This window comes from Stenotrophomonas sp. LC732 (genome assembly GCF_052446685.1).
Lineage (GTDB): Bacteria > Pseudomonadota > Gammaproteobacteria > Xanthomonadales > Xanthomonadaceae > Stenotrophomonas > Stenotrophomonas muris.
Map to the genome: position 1 here is coordinate 2621563 of NZ_CP199214.1, position 17448 is coordinate 2639010.

Genomic DNA, 17448 nt, shown 5'->3' on the forward strand with positions numbered 1-17448 from the left:
ACACCAGGAGGCCGACATTGCGCCACAAGATGATTCCGTGCCTTGCTCTGCTTCTGTTGACCGCCTGCCATCCGGAGACCGCCATGAACCAGGAACGTGCCGCTGCTGAAGCCGATGTCGCCCAGGGTGGGCGCGGCCTCGCCAAGCTCAACCCCAGCCCGCGCAAGGCCTATGAACTGGTGCTGCGCCTGAAGGACGCCCCGGGCGATTTCGCGGTGGTCGAAGGTGTCGCGCAGTACGACGTCACCAACGAAGACCAGTGTGGCTATATCGAGCCGGCCACCGGCACGGCTGCACGGATTACCAGCCAGGAACCGGTGGAACTGCGCAAGGTCGCTGATGGCGAGTACCGCGGCACGCTGTATGTGGATCGCATGCTGGATGAAGACTACTACGGCCGCGGCGTGTGCCGTTGGGAGTTCACTGGCGCTGGGGCGATGTTGAAGGCAACGGGCGCTGAAGAAGAGACCCGCTTCCTAACCTTCGTTGACGCCAAGCCACTGACCGAAGGTGGCGCGCATACGCTCTACTATCCGGATCTGGTCTATCCGAAGGCAGATCGCGTTCCCAATTTCCCCGCCAGTGGCGAACCCGATCGCAGCAATTACGCCCCTGATCTTCAGGACAAGCTGTTTACGATCACCCTCTCCGCAAGTGAGGTGGCGCCGTGACCATCACCTCCCAGGATTACGCTGCGTTATCTGATGACGCCTACAAGGATCGGGCCGTCGGCCGACGTGAACCCGGCCAAGAAGAGAAAGTCACCTTAAACGGCCATGAGTACAAGATTCTTGAGCATGTCAATAATCGTCTCAACGGCTATCAAGGGACCGTCTATCAGCGCGTAGACAGCAAAGAGATCGTCATTGCGCATCGTGGCACCGAGCAGATAGCTCGCGACGCGATTCTGACCGATGGCGGCATGGTGGTTGCGCGCACCAATGTGCAGGCGCCGGACGCGATCGCGTTGACACAGCGAACACTCGAAACTGCCGCATTGCAGGGACGCTTGAATGGCGGACATGCCCCCCAGGTCACCGTCACCGGTCACTCCCTCGGTGGCGCTCTGGCCCAGATCACCTCGCACCATTTCAACGTCAAGGGCGAGACCTTCAACGCCTATGGCGCGGTCAGCCTCAGCTACCGCATCCCGGAAGGCGGCAACACCATGATCAACCATGTCATGGCCTCCGATCCGGTCAGCTCTGCCTCGCCGCACTTCGGCCAAGTGCGCATCTACGCCAAGCCGGATGAGATCAAGACACTCGCCGCAAACGGCTTCAGCAATCACTCGTTGCGCGCCCTTATCCCGGACAGCCCGCTCGTCGCAGCAGGCAGCTCGTTCGGCGCGCACAAGCTGGGCAACTTCCTCGGCGACGGCTCGGTGCTGAAACACCCGGAAACGCAGAAGCTGGCAAAAGACAACGCCAGGATGATCGAGGAGTACCGCGACGACGTTGAATCACTGCGCCGTGGTGTCACCCGCGCGGCGCGCGGCATTCCGGGCGGCGCCGTCGATCTGTACGACCATATCCGCGGCCCGCTGCAGCCCGGTGAGCCGGCACGCCGCGAAGCGGAGAAGAATGGCCATCACACCAGCATGCTGCGCATGGACGACGCCAACCATGTGGGCAACCCACTGTTCAACGACGCGATCCGTGGCGTGCACGCGCAGGACGTCCGCGTCGGCCGGGTACCAGACGTAATGAGCACGCAACTGGCCGGCAGCCTGGCCGCCGAAATGCATGCGGCGGGCGGCAAGCGCATCGACGAGGTGGTCATGAATGCCGATGCCTCGCGCAGCTTCGCCGTGCAGGGCCAGGGCGGTGACCCGGCCCACCTTCGCGTGTCAGTGGATACGGCGGTGGCGATGAACACACCGCTGGAACAGAGCAGCCAGCGCATCGACCAGCAGGCCGCAGGTCAGCGCCTTGCACTTGAGCGCGACCAGCAGCTGGAACAGCAGCAGAATCAGACCCGCAGCCTGCAGGCCTGATGCAGCGCGGGAGCCGGTCAGCCCGGCTCCCGCATCACTTCGAAACTCCGGCTCAGGGGCTGGACGCTGCCATTGGCACGGATGCTCCGGCCGTCACGAACAGATCCGGCCCGGAATCCGGGAATCCACCGCAGGCGCGATCGCCGGGCGCCACCGGATCACAGGGCCACTGCGCCCGCGCGACTTTGTCGCGCAGCTCGAAGCGATCGCCGGTCCAGACCACGAACGCGATGTGCTCACGGTTCCAGTCACTGTAGACGCGCGGACCACCCTTCTGCGCCGACTCCGGATACTGCACGAACCAGCGCATGGCCGGGCCGTACTGCAACTTGCTATGGTCCAGGCTGATCCGTCCCTCACGCGACAGCTGCCGCGCACGATCCGCTTCCGTCTGCTGCGGCATGACAGGCATGGCATCGGCGGTCACATCCCTCGGCGCCGCGTCCCCGCGGACCTGGTACACACGCTGGCCCACATAGGCCTCGCGGCAATCACCCGCTGGCACGCGGACCGGCTCCGCGCCGTACTCATCACGGTTGGCGACCTGGTCGCTGCAGGTGAACGGCGCCGACACCAGGTAGAACGTGCTGTCGGCGTCGCGCCCTTCCAACGAGCGCACCCAGATGTCGCCCATCCGCACGATGAAGTCCGGGCGCTGGCCGTAGCCCGGCACCGCCTTGAACCAGGCCTTCTGCCGCACCTCACGCTCGCGCCAGCTGCGCGGCAGGTGGATGTCCTGCTCGGGCAGCGCGACCAGCATCGCAGCCAGATGCGCCGGCATGGTGCCCTGGCAGGCGCCGATCAGCAGGTCGCCCTGGCTCGCCAGCCGCCCGGCCAGATCCACCGGGCAGCGGGCACCGAGCGCACGCTCGGTCGCCTGCTCGGGCGGCAACGGCACGATGGCCAATGCAGGCGGTGCCGGCGCTACCGCCGGGACCGCTGACTCGACGACTGTAGGCGGTGCAGCCACAGGCGCCGCCGCTGCGGGCGGAACGGGCGCAGGCGCCGGGTCCGCAGCCGGCGCCGGCTGCGTGTCCACCACCGGTGTCGCAGGGGGTGTCGCGGCAGCCGGTACTTCGGGAGCCGGCGCCGCGACAACGGCGTCGGCCGCCGCGGGCGCTGCAACGGGCGCCGCCCCTGCAGGCGCCTCAACGGTAGCCTCGGCAGCGGGGCGCGTCTCCACGACGGGCCCCGCTGCCTCCTGAGCCTGTGCCGACGCTGCGGCAAGTCCAAGTGACAGCAGCCAGAGCGGCGGCAGGCGGCGCACGGGTGCATTGCAGCGGGCAGCGGCGTGGCGGGCATTCGGGGGAACGATTCGCATGTGGTGTCCTTACGGGTGGGTTTCCATGTCGGCGCCACAGGGCGCCACGCGTCGTACGTAAAGCGCCAGCGGGCACCCTGCCCGCCGGCATCGGTGTTACAGGGATCGAGAACGCTGCTCCTGCTCGCGGGCGAGCGCGGCCGCCGGGTCCTGCTGGGCGACATTGGCAGCCAATTGCTGGCTGCTCTGCGCCAGCGGCTGCTGCGCCGCCTGTTCGCGATCGACCGATGCGCGCAGCATGGCCGGATCGCCCAGCGCGCCCTGTACAGCAAACAGCGTGCGACCGTCATTACCCGCCAGGAGATGATCGATGCGCGACATCCCCGCCTTCTGCGCGCTCAGCGCCAGTGCGCCGGCGGCATTGTCCAGTTCCTGCACGCTGCGCAGACCGCTTTGCGGCCCCATCTTCTGCAGGTGCTGGCGCGCTCCCGAGAACAGCGTGTATCCCGGCTCGCCCGGTTGCGACATGTCGCGTCCCGTTGTGGGCTGGGCAGGCGCCCCCACTTCGCCACGCTCCAGGCGCGCCATCACATCGGGGGTCAGCTTCTGCTGCCACACGTCAAAACGCTGCTGGCGGGCTTCGATGCCGTTGAGCGCGCCATTCAGGGCACGCGTCGCTTCGCGCACGTCCTCGCGCGCCGCTTCCGGCACCCGCGTCTGCCACTGCCACACGGCAATACGGCCTGCGTGCTCGGGTTGCGCGGCCAGCTCCGGCTGATTCACCAGGTCCAGGTCCAGCGCCTTGCCGGCACGCTCGTAATTCTCCTTGCCGACGAGCGGCAGATAGCCACGGCCGTGATACTTCAGTGAATCACCGGGCGCGTCATTGCCCATGCGCCCGCCATACATCAGTTCGGCCAGGTTCTCCGGCCGCCCACGCAGCGCCTCCTGGCGGGCGCTCTCAAGCGCGCCATTGCCATTGCGCCACGCTGCTTCCACCGGGATCTGCGAGATGCCCCGGGTGAAGTTGAAACTCTCGTTGAGACGGCTCAAGCCACGGGATTCATGCCCGGCCTGTGCCATGAAGTTGGCCAGTTCCCGGGACGAAGTCATGCCGGCCTCCGTGGCCTGCCGCAACAGCAACGACTCCCTATCCTGCGACACGGTGAAACTCCTGCTCGATCATCGTTGGATACTCCCGCCTCCTCACAGGCATGGCACTCAAGGCAAGCTGACGTCGGCGACGACGGACGGATCGAAATCCTCGAACCGCACCCGGCCAAGCTCGGCCGCGGAGAAATCGCGCGTGTGGGTTGCTTCGGTTTCGGTGTCCACCACCTTGCGCTGCACGCCATGCACCCAGCACGCCTGCTCGGCAGGTGCATACCGGAAGGTGTAGATGCTGCTCCAGCGTTCGCGGCTCCCGCCGTTGGTGATCACGCTGAACGCGCCGTCTTCAATCGTCACGTAGGCGAAGGGATCACCGGCAATGCCACCGCGCGTTGAGCACGGCACCAGCTTGTCGTTGCGTGCCGCCAGCTGCCAGCGGCCCGTGGCATCGCCCAGCAGCAACAACAGGACCCGGTTCGGTCCGTGCTCGCCGGGCAGCAAGCCCTCCGGAGGAGGTTGGTCGATCACCAGGAGCTGGTCCTGGAAACCATTACCGGTCAGATCGCCGCGTACGGCTTCCAGCAGGTTCGCGCCGGACGGAACGAACGCCAGGGCATTGTCCATGTGCGTGCCACTCCCCTTCTCCATCCCCTGCAACTCCTTCAATCCCGTCTTGCCAGTTCCCGAGCGGAGGCCGGAAACGGGGCGATGCCTCGCACGTGCCCTGCGGCCGCCATGGCGGATGATAGCCCCGAGCCCACGGCAACCGCGATGGTGGCAAGCGTCACCCGCACCGCGGGGGGACACAGTCCTCATGGACGGAAAAGCTCCTGTGTTCGATGGCACCGGCGCGTCGGGATTTTGACGCGCACGCAGCTTACTTCGAGGAGGCAGCGCTCGTCGAAGGGTGCTTGGGATGAAAAGCGCACTTGATCACAGAAACAGCGCGGTTAACGTGAATGGTGGCTTATCCGACAATCAGACACGCGGTGGATGGCACCGCAGGTATGGCTCGCATTCCCACATACGGTCTGGCCCGGCCGGGGCGATGTTGCACGGAAAGCCTACGCCGCTTAAGTCGACGGGTGCGGGACCCAGCACAAGCCATGCTTCCTCGCGTCGTGGCCAGCAATCGCGCTCAGCGCAACTGCTGGGCGCATGCGGCCCCCTGTGTGGCGTAGTCGCGGACGTAGCCGTCCGTCGTCAGCACCGTGATATCGCATCGATTGTTTACGTCACTGACGACATGCCCATAAGCATTCAATCCCTGCACACGCTCGCCACGATGCAGGTACAACGTGCGCGAACCATCGGCCCCGTTCTCCACACGATCCGGTGGGCCCCACGTCCGCACGAATTCCTGCTCTGTCTTGCCGATCCACAGGTCCATGAGATTGTTACGACCCACCCGGTTGGCTGCGCGCCGCGACTCATCCAGAGCTTTGCTGGTTTCACTCTGGCCGCGCGCCACAGTCGCTTCCAGGCTACGCACAGTACGATCCATTTCAGCGTCGCCCGGCAGATAGGTGAATGCTGGACGTTTGCCGTCCTTCCACAGGCTGGCCCAGATGAAATCCACAGGCGATTGCCCGACGTCACCGATGGAAAAGAAGCCACGCTTCATCATTTCCGCTGGCGCCTTGGCCTTGGGATCAGGCCCAACTAGACAGGCAAACCGCACCAGTTGCACCTGCCAGGGAGCAATCGCCTCGGCCTGCGGTTCGAACTTATCCGGCGGGACGTTCTCCATTGGCCGATCGCGCCACTGGATCAGGCTCGTCCTGATGGCCACGCTGTTCTGTGAACAGTTCACCCAGTACTTTCTGACCAGTCGATTCGGTTTGGTCGCGTTCTCGTAGACGGTATTGACCTGGATTTCGTACACCGGCTCCGGACCCGCAACTGGGTCACCGGGCTTCGCCGGCTCCCTGCGGCGCAACTGCTTCAGGTACGCGTTCTGCTCTGCCGGCGTGGCACGCTGCAGAAAACCGACCAGATCCGAGCGGTCGGCGAGCGATTGTGCATCGACCACCCACGCCTCGCGGTTCGGCGTTTCGCCACCGGTGAAGATGACCCAGCTATCAGCGGCATGGGCCGACGAGGCGAACAGCAGTCCGCCAATCAGCGAGGCAACACGGCCGGGATTCGGCATGATTCGTTCCTTCGAATGGCGCGAAAACCTACTGCATCGCGAATGGGGCCTTATAGCACGGTCTGGCGCGTCGCATCGAGGGACGCCCACCTAAGCGCAAAGCCTGCGCATCAAGCGAGAGCAAATGAGGGGCTGATGCGTCAACATTTTTGACGCGAACGCACCCTACTTCGAGGAGGGATTGCTCGCCTAATGGAACTTGGATTGAGAGGCGCTCTTGATTGAAAAAAAGCGCAATCACCATGAGTGGCTATCTACGTGACTCAAGCGCCAAGCAGCAGTCTCACCTAGAGACAGATACCACTAATCTGCCAGAATGCGATAGACGCTGGACGTCGGATGTATCAACGCAGCTCCATCGAGCAATCAGAATTCTTGGAAGATCGGCTCACTGCAATCGGTGTACTTGATCGTGCACTGCCCACCGCCGTGAATCGCCCAGGATTTCGTAGACAACTCAGAGCCATAATCAATGGTAACGAGAGAGGTGTCTATGGCGAGCAAGCAGTACACGGATGAGTTCAAGGCCGAGGCGGTCAAACAGGTGACCGAAAGGGGCTTCGCGGTTGCGGAGGTTGCCAAACGGCTGGGCGTCTCTTCCCATAGCCTGTACCAATGGCTCCGGAAGGCAAAAGGCGAGGCGCTGGCGGGCACGCCCGAGGGGGCGATGTTGCCATCGGCCAAGGATTCAGCCGAGGTCCGGCGTCTGAAGGCCGAGGTCAAACGCCTGACCGAGGAGCGCGACATACTAAAAAAAGCCGCGGCGTACTTCGCCAAGGGATGACGGCGAAGTACGCGTTCATGCGTGAGCATCTGGAGCAATTCAGGCTGAGTGCAATGTGTCGAGTCCTTGGGGTCAACCGCAGTGGATACTACGCATGGGCAGGCAATCCAGACAGGCCTCGTCGTCGTGAAGATGATCGTCTTCGCGGTCTGATCAAGCACGCCTGGCTGGCGAGTGGGACGGTCTATGGCTATCGCAAGATCACGCGTGAACTTCGTGAGAGTGGCGAGCGCTGCAGCCGCCACCGCGTTCGACGCCTGATGAGGGCAGAGGGCATACGAGCGGAGATTGGCTACGGCAGGAAGCCGCGGCATCGAGGCGGGCCACCCGGAGTTGTGGAAAACGTCGTCAATCGCGACTTCTCACCCTCTGGGCCCAACAAGGTGTGGGTCACCGACATCACCTACATCCGCACGCATGAAGGCTGGCTGTTCCTGGCTGTGATCGTCGACCTCTATTCACGGCAGGTGGTTGGCTGGGCAACGCAGTCCCGGATGACCACGGATCTTGTGTTGCAGGCACTCGTATCAGCGATATGGAAGCGCAAGCCTGCTGCGGGCTTGATCATTCACTCCGACCAAGGCAGCCAGTTCACTAGTAGCGACTGGCTATCGCTACTGAAGCAACACGGCATAGTTCCGAGCATGAGCCGGCGAGGCAACTGCCACGACAATGCAGTGGCTGAGAGCTTCTTCAGTGCACTGAAGAAGGAGCGAATCAAGCGGCGGATCTACCCGACCCGGGACGAAGCGCACTCTGACGTATTCAATTACATCGAGATGTTCTACAACCCAGTTCGTCGGCATGGTTCCGCTGGCGACCTGGCCCCTGTAGAGTTTGAACGGCGCTACGCGCAAAGCGGCTCATGAATGTCTACGGAAGTCTGGCCGGTCCAAAGGGACCCAGGCCGATGAACAGCGCCAGCGCGACCTCGTAGAGCAGCAACATCGCACCAGCGGTGACGGCCGGACCGCCCGTGCCCATGCCGATGAACCACAGCGCCCGCGTCTTGTCCGCCTGCAACCCTGGATCATTCAGGATCTTGATGCCATCAATGCTCGACAGCGCCACCTGCATCCGCTTCCTGGTCCCGGCTATGGGATACGAAATTCAGGGGCAAGGGCACACACTCAACATTACCACCTAGATCGGCCGTTCCAGCTCACCCACAAATGAGATGGCCTGCTCTTCAGCAGGCCATTCCCAACATGCAAAGGCCGATTCAAGGATCCCGTCCATGATTCGACTGGCATAGCTTAGAAAGATTCAAATATTGGCTCAGCACAATCCGTGTACAACACCTTGCATTGCCCACCACCGTTCTTCGCGCAGTAGGAGAGAACCCGACTGGTCGCCTCCTCTCTTGAGCCGGCGACGGAAATTGAAACTATTCCCTTACTGCCCGGCTCGGGATTGGCATACGCAACGCATTGATTCTTATAGGTCGTACTAACTTTGCAGTCAGTCGCGCCATGGGTCGCGCAACGCGACAAGGCCTCAGATTCCGCCTCTCGTTTAGATCGCTTTCCCACTGAAGCTCCCATGTCGCCGGTTACCACAGCGTCTGCAATGGCCCCCCAAGTTTTGATCCAACGACCAGTCGCAACAGGACCACTTTGCCCTTCGCCTGCCCCTGAGCCCGGTATTGGCGCACAGCCACCAACCCCCTTCTGCTGGTCACCCACTGGATACTGCCCAGGCGGGCAGCGGCCTTCTGCTTGGGCGTTCCCCGCTAACAACAAGATCAGGAAAATCCCAGTCGCGATAATGAAGGCCGAGATATTCTTCACGTCACCACTCCAATACACATGGAAATTACTGCTTACCAGGATGAGCCGCTCGCAAGCCGGTATCAACCACTCTTGTTGCATCTGATTGTGGCAAAGTCATGCGCGCAGCCGAGTGCTTATCGTGGACACCATCGTCCGCCCCTGCGCGCCCCTTCTCCGGAGCGGCCGGCGTGTAGTAGCTACCCGGCGGCTGCCCATTCGGGCCCGGCGCAGCAGCAACCGGGCTGCCGCCTATCTGCGAATATGCCATGAAGCTACCCAGCGTGCCCTGGAAGAACATCGCTGCCATTGGGGGAGCGGTCAGGATCAGGGTCGTGAGAATCAGGCCCATGCCGCCCTGCTGCATCGCCTGGCTGGTCATGCCGTCGCTGGAGGCGCCTTCGAGCAGGAACTTGTTGACCAGGGCGGTGGACCAGAATGCGGTCGAGACACGGATCACCATGTCCAGCGCGATCGATACCATCGCTGCCAGTACCGCCATCGAGAACATCGTGCCGATGCCGTAGAACAGCCATCGCTGGAACAGCTGCTTGGTCTGGTCGAACAGCAGACACAGAATGAACAAGGGACCCAGGCCGATGAACAGCGCCAGCGCGACCTCGTAGAGCAGCAACATCGCACCAGCGGTGACGGCCGGACCGCCCGTGCCCATGCCGATGAACCACAGCGCCCGCGTCTTGTCCGCCTGCAACCCCGGATCATTCAGGATCTTGATGCCATCAATGCTCGACAGCGCCACCTGCATCCACGCCAGGCTCTTGTCGATCTGGTCTTCCGGCTGCTGGTCCTTGCCGGTCACCACGTGGGTGATCAGGCCTTTGACGTCCTCGTTGAGGAATTTCTGCAGGTTGCTGCCGAACATCGCCATGCTGGTGGCAACGCTCACAATCAACGCCGCGCGCGCCATGTTGGTCACCAGCACCATCATGGAGTCGCGGCTGCGGCCGGTGACGATCCGGAAGCCCTGGATCAGCACCCACAGGGTCATCAGTATCAGGGCGATGCTATCGACCCACGCCATCATGTTGCCGAGCAATTCGATGCCGAACTCGTCAATCCTCTTGCGCGGATACGACAGGATCGACCGGAAGAACACGAAGTCCCCGATCGATCAGACCCACATGGCGTTTTGAGATAAGCATCCAGCCAACGCACATGCATTGAGCCTGATCACGAACGTGGCGCCGTTGGACAGACTTCAATTGAGTCAACTCAACTTTCAAAATTTTCGAAAAACTGGCTCGGAGCAATCAGCGTAAAAAACGGTGCACTTTTTGCCACTCGGATCCACGCACTTTCTCTGCGCTTCTGCAATCGCAATCCTCTTTTTTGGAGCACGGCCAACCGCAGATTGGGCTCCAGGTAAATCAGCAGATGGAACTAACCATGCCACGCATTGGTTTGAGTAGGATACCGTAACCTTGCAATCCCGTGCTCCACCACCAGCGCACCGCCGCATGGCTTCAGAAGCAGCAAGCTCTGCAGATCGCATATCTGAGACCATTCCCACCTCGGAAGTAGCAAGAGAGGTCGCTATCGCTCCCCAAGTGCTGATCCATTCGCCCGTGGGCCGAGGCGGCAAGGGTATCTGGTCACCTGATCCAGCAGCGCCGCCAGGAATTGGAGCGCAGCCGCTCGCGCCCTGCCCCCCAATTGGGTAGAAGCCCGGAGGGCAACTTCCGCCCTCTGCACGACCAAGATTTGGAAGAAAGGCGCCAAGAACACCAAACGATGCCAACAAAATGAACGGATACATGCGCATGATATGACGACTCTCCAATTTCTGCGGAAACGCTTCCGCTTTCAGTCAACGAGTGGGCGCATTTCCAAGCGCTCCGGGAGTGTGGCTCGGCGCATCATGACTTGGCGCCACCTTCGGCATCGTCAACTGACTGCTCTCTGCGCGCCTCTCGGTACTCGTGGGATCAGTAGGCTTGTAACTACCCGGCGGCTGTCCATTAGGTCCCGGCGCAGCAGCAACCGGGCTGCCACCTATCTGCGCATATGCCATGAAGCTACCCAGCGCGCCCTGGAAGAACATCGATGCCATGGGGGGCGCAGTCAGAATCAAGGTCGTCAGGATCAATCCCATGCCGCCCTGCTGCATCGCCTGGCTGGTCATGCCGTCGCTGGAGGCGCCGTCGAGCAGGAATTTGTTGACTGACGCAGTCGACCAGAGCGCTGCCGAGACGCCATGTACAGCGCGATTGAGATCATCGCTGCCAGTCAGGAAGAAGTTCGCCATTATGGGCGCTGCAGCCAGCGCCACCATCGGGATGTCAACTATCGATGCGTCAAAACGCTTCGAATTTTGGCTCTGTGCAGGCTGAGTAAACAACATCACAGCCACGTCCGCCGCGGGAATCGCACAATTTAGTAGCTACGCCTTTGGCAAGCTCTTCCGTAGCTGCACTGCCAAAGCTAGTCCCAGGGGTTCCAGAGCTAGGAACAGCCGCCGCAGCGCACTGATTCTTGTAGGTAAACGAAACTCGGCAATCACGCGCCCCTGAGCTAGCACATTCAGAAACTGCATTCTTCGCGGCGTCTGATTTCTTAACCTCACCAGTGACTGTTCCCGAGGCGCCGGTAGAAGAAGTTGCAATCGCTCCCCATGTCTTTATCCAACGGCCGGTGGCACGCGGCCCTTCCGCAGCTCCGCCGCCACCAGCAGGGATTGGAGCGCAGCCTGGAGCGCGGCTGTCCCCTATTGGATACTGGCCAGGCGGACATCTGCCCTCCGCGCTCACTTCTCCTGAGAGTGCAAAGGCTACACAGACCAGGACAGGCACCATCAGTGAAATTTTGTATGAAATAGGCATCAGTACCTCTTAATTTGAGACTAAAACTAATACTAAAAATCACTTATTCCTCGCCGCACCAAGGTGATCCGGCGCGAGCCCTGGATTAGGAGATGAGCCTTGCGACGACGAACTCCTTACCATCTGATTCGTTTCAACGGTACTGCTCTGAGCCTCAGTCTTGGCAGGTGCTGCCGGCGTATACGAACCCGGCGGCTGGCCCTGTGGACCCGGCTGGCCCGCTGCCGATCCACCGATCTGGGAGTATGGCGCGAAACCACCCAATGTCCCCTGGAAGAACATGGCCGCCATTGGGGGCGCAGTCAGAATCAAGGTCGTCAGGATCAATCCCATGCCGCCCTGCTGCATCGCCTGGCTGGTCATGCCGTCGCTGGAGGCGCCTTCGAGTAGGAACTTGTTGACCAGGGCGGTGGACCAGAACGCGGTCGAGACACGGATCACCATGTCCAGCGCGATCGATACCATCGCTGCCAGTACCGCCATCGAGAACATCGTGCCGATGCCGTAGAACAGCCATCGCTGGAACAGCTGCTTGGTCTGGTCGAACAGCAGACACAGAATGAACAAGGGACCCAGGCCGATGAACAGCGCCAGCGCGACCTCGTAGAGCAGCAACATCGCACCAGCGGTGACCGCCGGGCCGCCCGTGCCCAGGCCGATGAACCACAGCGCCCGGGTCTTGTCCGCCTGCAACCCTGGATCATTCAGGATCTTGATGCCATCAATGCTCGACAGCGCCACCTGCATCCACGCCAGGCTCTTGTCGATCTGGTCTTCCGGCTGCTGGTCCTTGCCGGTCACCACGTGGGTGATCAGGCCTTTGACGTCCTCGTTGAGGAATTTCTGCAGGTTGCTGCCGAACATCGCCATGCTGGTGGCAACACTCACAATCAACGCCGCGCGCGCCATATTGGTCACCAGCACCATCATGGAGTCGCGACTGCGGCCGGTGACGATCCGGAAGCCCTGGATCAGTACCCACAGCGTCATCAGCACCAGGGCAATGCCACCGACCCAGGACATCATGCGCCCCATCAGGTCGATGCCGTAGTCACTGATCCTGTCGCGCAGGTAATCCATGATCAGCTTGAAGAAGACGAAATCGCCGATCGACTGGACACGCACAGCGTAGCCCAGCAGATCCTGCAATCCGCCTGAGAAATCAAAGTTGGCCAGCCACCTGATCGTCATTTCCACAATCCCTTGGTAATTCCGTTACTGCATGAAATGCCGCATTGCTTTGCAGCGCATGTCTACGTATTAGCGGCCTGCGATCACTTGACGCTGAGCGCGGCCTTCAGTGCGGTGGTCTTGACCATGTCGCTGATCAGCTGCTTGGTCGGGTCCCCCTTCAATGCGGCCTGCGCCACCACCTTCTGGTTGGCCTCCATGACCTCGATATAGGCATCATAGGATTTCATCCGTGCTTCCCAGCTCTGGGCAAGTGCGGCAATGTCATTGGCGGTGCGGAGCGATTCGCTGTCGGCACCCTGCACGGTGCCCTGATCGTTGTTGGTCAGGCGGATCTTGAGGATGCGGGTCAAGGAGTTGTTGATGCGCGGAACGGTCTGGGTCAGGAAATCGATCGCGTCGTTGTACTTGCGGTTCTGCATCATCCGGATGTTGACGCAGATCTGCATCTGCTGCTCCTTCACATCCGCCTGCGGATTGAACACGAACACCTTGAAGGCGGACTCCAGGCTGAAGTCCAGCGCCTTGCCGCAGGTTTCGGCAACCAGATAGTTCGGTGCCACCGGCACCAGCGGCGCGCTGTCGGGCATGCCGAAGCTGTTCACCGCCGCCTGCACCTGGATCAGCGCCTGGCGATACTGCTCCAGCGTGCGGATCCAGCGGGTGTTCTGCTCGACGTACTCGGCCGCGTCCTGCGCTTTGGCCGCGTAGACGGTCGCCTCGGTCTTGTAGGTGTTGATCTGATTGAGCAGGTGCTGGATGAGGCTGGTACCGGTCTCCTGCACGGGAATCCAGGCGCTGACATTGCCGGTGCCGAGCGCCATCATGGCTGCCACGGTCATCGCTGCAAGACGGGGCGCGCGGCGGCGGGGCGAGGAAGCTTGCTTGGTATTGTTCATATCAGTCTCCATTGATCGGAACTCGTAGTCTTCGGGCAGGCCGTCTCGCGGATCAGGTAACAGTGTCGCGCGCTGCGACAGCCGCCTTGCCCGAGCCCTTTCGATTCTTGTAGAAATCTTCAAGCCACTGTTCCGGCGCCAGCTCATCCACCGTCACCCGTGCGCGTACCGCAGCTGTCTGCAATACCCGATGCATGATGTCGATGTTGTCAGTGGACGCCGAGATCACCGACAGAATGTCATCCATGCCGCGCAGGTTGAGCTGGCACACGCTGGACGCGTGACCCTGCTTGACCAGGAAGCAGCGCGAGCGCTCGTCCAGGGCAGTGACCACCTTGAACTCGGCCTCGGTCAGTTTCAGGCCGTCCATGTAGTCGCTCTTGCTGGCGTTCGGGTTCGGCAGCAGGATCAACGTGGCAGTCTGCTCGATCAGCGCTGCCGAGATGTCGCTCTTCAGCGCGTCCTCCGGGCTCTGCGTCGCGAAGATGCCCAGGCCATTCTGCTTACGAATGGTCTTCTGCTTGTTCTTCGCGAACTCCTTCAGGCCACCTTCGCCATCCAGGATCTTCCAGAATTCGTCCATCACGTAGATCAGCGGACGACCATCGATCAGCGACTCCAGGCGGTGCAGCAGGTAATTGATGACCGGCACGCGCACTTCGGGATTGTCGATGATGTCGGTGTAGTCGAAGCCGATGATATTGGCCTTGCTCAGATCAACGGTGTCGACCGGATTGTCGAATACCCAGCCCAGCGAATTGCCCGAGGTCCAGCGGCGCATGCGCGCGTAGAGCCCATCGTCGCCCATGTTGGGCAGGCTCTTCTGGAAGTTGGTCATGCTGCGCAGGTGCATCGGCGTATCGAGCATGCTTTCCACTGCGCGGTAGATGTCCTCTTCCTCGCGCGCACTGTACTCACGCTTGCCGGCCAGCACCTTGATCAGGTCGGCCAGGAACTGCACGTTGGCTTCGTTGTTCTCGCACTGGAACGGGTTGAAACCGGTCGGCGCGCCGTTCTCCAGGGCCAGATAGTTGCCACCGCAGGCGCGCACGAAGATCTCCGCACCACGATCCTTGTCGAAGAAGAAGATGGTCGGTGACGGCTCGTACTTCTGAACCTGGCTGAGCAGGAAGTTGATCAGCGCGGTCTTACCGGTACCGGACTTACCAATCACCATGGTATTGGCGATCGCCTTCTCGCCCAGCGAGTTTTCCGACGGATGGGTCGCGTGGAAATTGAAGTAGTACGGCTGGCCGTTGGTGGTCTGCAGCGTGGTGACGCAGTCGCCCCACGGGTTGTTGTGCTGCTTGCCGGTGGCGAAGTTGTGCAGCGGCGACAGGCCCAGGAAGTTCAGCGAGCTGACATTGGCCAGGCGGGTACGATAGCGCCAGTTGCCCGGCAGCTGCGAATAGAAGGACGAGGTGACCGCAAGGTCTTCCTTGGTCGACACGAAGCCGGCGTTGGACAGCTCGGCGCGGGTCGATGCGACGTTCTGCGACAGCTTGGCCTGAGTGTCACCGTAGACCGCCATGATGAAGTGGTATTCACCCAGCACGAAGTTGCCGGACGACAGCTGATCCATGGCCTGGTCGAGCTCGACGATCTGGCTGACCGCCTTGTCGCCGGAGGAGATCATCATGCCCTTGGTGCGATCGAGCACCTTCAGCGCGTCCTGCCGCCCCATCGGGCTGAACGAATGGGTGATGACGTACTCGTAGTCGAGGTACTTCAGGCCGTTGAGGATGCCCGGGTAAGTGCCCTCGGCATACTCCTTGATGTTCAGAATGGCGCCGAAGTGGTTGGCACCATTGGGGGTATTGATCGCGAAATCGCCGGTCTTGGCCGAGAACATATGGCGGCTGACAGGCAGGTAGTCCTTGATCGGTGCCGACAGCACCGGCACCGGCTCGTCGATGCGATTGATCAGGTAACCGAACAGCTCCAGCGTTTCCGAGAACACCACGCCGTTCTTGGCCTCGTACATTCCCAAGCGGTATGGCGCATAGTCCCGGATGACGGCCTCGACGTTGCCGGCCAGCTCCATCAGCTTTTCGACCGCCTGCTCCTGCTCGGCGCGCAGCTTGTCCACGTTCGCCGACTTCTCTACGAAGCGCTTACCCGCCACCACGGGGCGGTAGATCATGGTCAGGTACAGCTCGTTCTGCATGATGCGCTGTGAGGACAACATGCCCATGTACTGATCGGACACATCCTGGTTGAAGCGCTGCTTGTAGTTGCTCTTGCCCTTCAGGGTGCGGCGACGACGGATGTCGTGCACCCAGAAGGCGACGTTGACGAAATCCGGCGCGCGCAGCGTCTGCAGCAGGCGGTTGAACGTGTTGTGGCGATGTTCGAGCTCCCACTCCTCGCGGCCGACGAACGGCAGCCCTTCCAGATGCCAGGTCAGCAGGTAATCGCCGCCCGTGGTCTTGACCACGTTCGGAGCGACATGCGACGACAACGGAATGAACTCACTGATGGAGGTGTCAGGGCTGAACATACGACTGCTTCCAAAGAGGTAGTGCCAAGGAGTTACAAAAGACCCGGCGGGCGCAGACGCCCGCCAGGCCGGATCCGGACCTCAATCCATTCGGGCCGGCTTGTCGCGGTAATGGTTGGGGTTGAATACCCACATGCCATCGTGTTCCTGCACGTTGCGGACTTTCAGCTTGAACATCAGGCGCAGGCCCAACAGGCGGAAGATCATTTCGTCACGCTTGGCCATCTGCCGCATGATGAAGACCGCCACCGGAATGGTGAGCAGGAACCAGAAGTTCGTGTACATGCTGAGCAGCAGCAACCCACCTGCCACCATGAAAAATGGCAGGTAGGGGACGCCCAGGAACATCGCTGGGCGCGTGCAGCCGCGGAACACGACGTTCTTATGCACTGTAGTACTGGATCACGTGGTTGATCAGGTAGGAGGTGCTGGTGCCACCACCGCACTTGCCGTCGCTACCCTCGCCCAGCAGCATGCGCGCAATCTGGCCGGCGGCACCGATCAGCACGCCACCGATCAGGATCGGCGCGACGTCACCGATGCGCTTGTGCGCGAAGGCGATCTGGTAGCCGGCGAAGATCACCGCAATGGTCACGACGGCGATCGAGGCCATGTTCAGCAGGCCGTTGATGTTGGAGAAGAAACCGCAGACCTTCTTGTCGGTGCCGCCGAAGTCGGTGCCGGTTGCGAACACCTGCGGGGCGAACAGTGCGCCAACGAAGATCGTGGCCATCAGCAGGGTCTTCAGCGTGCGCTGGGCCTGGACGAGGTCGAGATTGGATCGCTTCATGGATTGATTTCCTTGTTGATGGACTAACACAACTGAATCGGCCAGCCGGGGGACTGGCCGCACCACGACTTCGTCAGAACACGAAGGCCGCATCCCCTGCGGGAATCTGCTGCACCGGCGCAGCCTGCACCGGTGCGTTGAATGAATTGTCGCCAC

General features: G+C 61.5%; 17 protein-coding genes and 1 pseudogene. 3 read left to right on the forward strand and 15 right to left on the reverse strand.

Annotated elements, in window-relative coordinates:
* Positions 1–17: 17 nt before the first annotated feature.
* Both ACT6SE_RS12550 and ACT6SE_RS12555 read left to right on the forward strand, forming a co-directional pair.
* Complete coding sequence (locus ACT6SE_RS12550; RefSeq protein WP_046431299.1) at positions 18–671, forward strand: hypothetical protein; 654 nt, start codon at positions 18–20, stop codon at positions 669–671.
* Positions 668–1996 carry an XVIPCD domain-containing protein gene (locus tag ACT6SE_RS12555; RefSeq protein ID WP_046431302.1) on the forward strand — a complete coding sequence of 443 codons (1329 nt, stop codon included), beginning with the start codon at positions 668–670 and terminating at the stop codon, positions 1994–1996. Before ACT6SE_RS12550 ends, ACT6SE_RS12555 begins: the two co-directional genes overlap by 4 nt.
* A gap of 52 nt (positions 1997–2048) precedes the next feature.
* Here ACT6SE_RS12555 and ACT6SE_RS12560 read toward each other — a convergent pair whose 3' ends face one another.
* The 4 genes from ACT6SE_RS12560 to ACT6SE_RS12575 all read right to left on the reverse strand — a co-directional run bounded on the left by ACT6SE_RS12560 (position 2049) and on the right by ACT6SE_RS12575 (position 6519).
* Complete coding sequence (locus ACT6SE_RS12560; protein WP_414616902.1) at positions 2049–3317, reverse strand: hypothetical protein; 1269 nt, start codon at positions 3315–3317, stop codon at positions 2049–2051.
* Positions 3318–3413: 96 nt separating this feature from the next.
* On the reverse strand, positions 3414–4421 hold the full coding sequence (locus ACT6SE_RS12565) for an XVIPCD domain-containing protein (RefSeq protein WP_046431305.1): 1008 nt from the start codon (positions 4419–4421) through the stop codon (positions 3414–3416).
* Positions 4422–4478: 57 nt separating this feature from the next.
* Positions 4479–5015, reverse strand: coding sequence for a hypothetical protein (locus ACT6SE_RS12570; protein WP_014647568.1), 537 nt, complete (start codon positions 5013–5015; stop codon positions 4479–4481).
* 490 nt (positions 5016–5505) lie between these two features.
* Positions 5506–6519, reverse strand: coding sequence for a hypothetical protein (locus tag ACT6SE_RS12575; protein ID WP_046431309.1), 1014 nt, complete (start codon positions 6517–6519; stop codon positions 5506–5508).
* 493 nt (positions 6520–7012) lie between these two features.
* Between ACT6SE_RS12575 and ACT6SE_RS12580 the strand changes: the two genes are divergently transcribed.
* Positions 7013–8172, forward strand: a protein-coding gene (locus tag ACT6SE_RS12580) for an IS3 family transposase (protein ID WP_444811002.1) whose coding sequence is annotated in 2 segments (ribosomal slippage) — positions 7013–7268 and positions 7268–8172 — 1161 coding nt in all. Because the reading frame shifts where the segments join, the coding sequence is not laid out codon by codon here.
* Positions 8173–8200: 28 nt separating this feature from the next.
* Here ACT6SE_RS12580 and ACT6SE_RS12585 read toward each other — a convergent pair.
* From ACT6SE_RS12585 to ACT6SE_RS12635, 11 genes and pseudogenes are all read right to left on the reverse strand, one after another.
* Positions 8201–8380 (reverse strand): annotated as a pseudogene (locus tag ACT6SE_RS12585) (type IV secretion system protein); the annotation flags it as partial.
* Positions 8381–8559: 179 nt separating this feature from the next.
* Positions 8560–9174: a DUF4189 domain-containing protein gene (locus tag ACT6SE_RS12590; RefSeq protein WP_258014708.1), complete on the reverse strand. Its 615-nt coding sequence runs from the start codon at positions 9172–9174 to the stop codon at positions 8560–8562.
* Positions 9119–10201, reverse strand: a complete 1083-nt coding sequence (locus tag ACT6SE_RS12595; protein ID WP_239515090.1) for a type IV secretion system protein — start codon at positions 10199–10201, stop codon at positions 9119–9121. The genes ACT6SE_RS12590 and ACT6SE_RS12595 overlap by 56 nt, the downstream gene beginning before the upstream one ends.
* A 111-nt stretch (positions 10202–10312) precedes the next feature.
* Complete coding sequence (locus tag ACT6SE_RS12600; protein WP_308307016.1) at positions 10313–10855, reverse strand: DUF4189 domain-containing protein; 543 nt, start codon at positions 10853–10855, stop codon at positions 10313–10315.
* 45 nt (positions 10856–10900) lie between these two features.
* Entirely contained in the window at positions 10901–11434 is a 534-nt protein-coding gene (locus tag ACT6SE_RS12605; RefSeq protein ID WP_230548535.1) for a hypothetical protein, read from the reverse strand.
* A complete protein-coding gene (locus ACT6SE_RS12610) occupies positions 11388–11912 on the reverse strand; it encodes a DUF4189 domain-containing protein (protein ID WP_080342795.1) in 525 nt (174 codons plus the stop codon). The genes ACT6SE_RS12605 and ACT6SE_RS12610 overlap by 47 nt, the downstream gene beginning before the upstream one ends.
* Positions 11913–11951: 39 nt before the next feature.
* Positions 11952–13103 carry a type IV secretion system protein gene (locus ACT6SE_RS12615; RefSeq protein WP_230548534.1) on the reverse strand — a complete coding sequence of 384 codons (1152 nt, stop codon included), beginning with the start codon at positions 13101–13103 and terminating at the stop codon, positions 11952–11954.
* Positions 13104–13186: 83 nt separating this feature from the next.
* A complete protein-coding gene (locus ACT6SE_RS12620; protein WP_053091844.1) occupies positions 13187–14002 on the reverse strand; it encodes a hypothetical protein in 816 nt (271 codons plus the stop codon).
* Positions 14003–14054: 52 nt separating this feature from the next.
* Positions 14055–16502: a VirB4 family type IV secretion/conjugal transfer ATPase gene (locus ACT6SE_RS12625; protein WP_046431325.1), complete on the reverse strand. Its 2448-nt coding sequence runs from the start codon at positions 16500–16502 to the stop codon at positions 14055–14057.
* An 81-nt stretch (positions 16503–16583) separates the two neighbouring features.
* Complete coding sequence (locus ACT6SE_RS12630) at positions 16584–16892, reverse strand: type IV secretion system protein VirB3 (RefSeq protein ID WP_019660289.1); 309 nt, start codon at positions 16890–16892, stop codon at positions 16584–16586.
* On the reverse strand, positions 16885–17292 hold the full coding sequence (locus tag ACT6SE_RS12635; RefSeq protein ID WP_046431329.1) for a TrbC/VirB2 family protein: 408 nt from the start codon (positions 17290–17292) through the stop codon (positions 16885–16887). The genes ACT6SE_RS12630 and ACT6SE_RS12635 overlap by 8 nt, the downstream gene beginning before the upstream one ends.
* Between the last annotated feature and the right edge of the window lie 156 nt (positions 17293–17448).

Coding starts and splice junctions, on each gene's coding strand:
- ACT6SE_RS12560 (WP_414616902.1), bottom strand. CDS start 3,317: ATGCGAATCGTTCCCCCGAATGCCCGCCACGCCGCTGCCCGCTGCAAT.
- ACT6SE_RS12570 (WP_014647568.1), bottom strand. CDS start 5,015: ATGGAGAAGGGGAGTGGCACGCACATGGACAATGCCCTGGCGTTCGTT.
- ACT6SE_RS12575 (WP_046431309.1), bottom strand. CDS start 6,519: ATGCCGAATCCCGGCCGTGTTGCCTCGCTGATTGGCGGACTGCTGTTC.
- ACT6SE_RS12590 (WP_258014708.1), bottom strand. CDS start 9,174: ATGCAACAAGAGTGGTTGATACCGGCTTGCGAGCGGCTCATCCTGGTA.
- ACT6SE_RS12600 (WP_308307016.1), bottom strand. CDS start 10,855: ATGCGCATGTATCCGTTCATTTTGTTGGCATCGTTTGGTGTTCTTGGC.
- ACT6SE_RS12605 (WP_230548535.1), bottom strand. CDS start 11,434: ATGTTGTTTACTCAGCCTGCACAGAGCCAAAATTCGAAGCGTTTTGAC.
- ACT6SE_RS12610 (WP_080342795.1), bottom strand. CDS start 11,912: ATGCCTATTTCATACAAAATTTCACTGATGGTGCCTGTCCTGGTCTGT.
- ACT6SE_RS12615 (WP_230548534.1), bottom strand. CDS start 13,103: ATGACGATCAGGTGGCTGGCCAACTTTGATTTCTCAGGCGGATTGCAG.
- ACT6SE_RS12620 (WP_053091844.1), bottom strand. CDS start 14,002: ATGAACAATACCAAGCAAGCTTCCTCGCCCCGCCGCCGCGCGCCCCGT.
- ACT6SE_RS12625 (WP_046431325.1), bottom strand. CDS start 16,502: ATGTTCAGCCCTGACACCTCCATCAGTGAGTTCATTCCGTTGTCGTCG.
- ACT6SE_RS12635 (WP_046431329.1), bottom strand. CDS start 17,292: ATGAAGCGATCCAATCTCGACCTCGTCCAGGCCCAGCGCACGCTGAAG.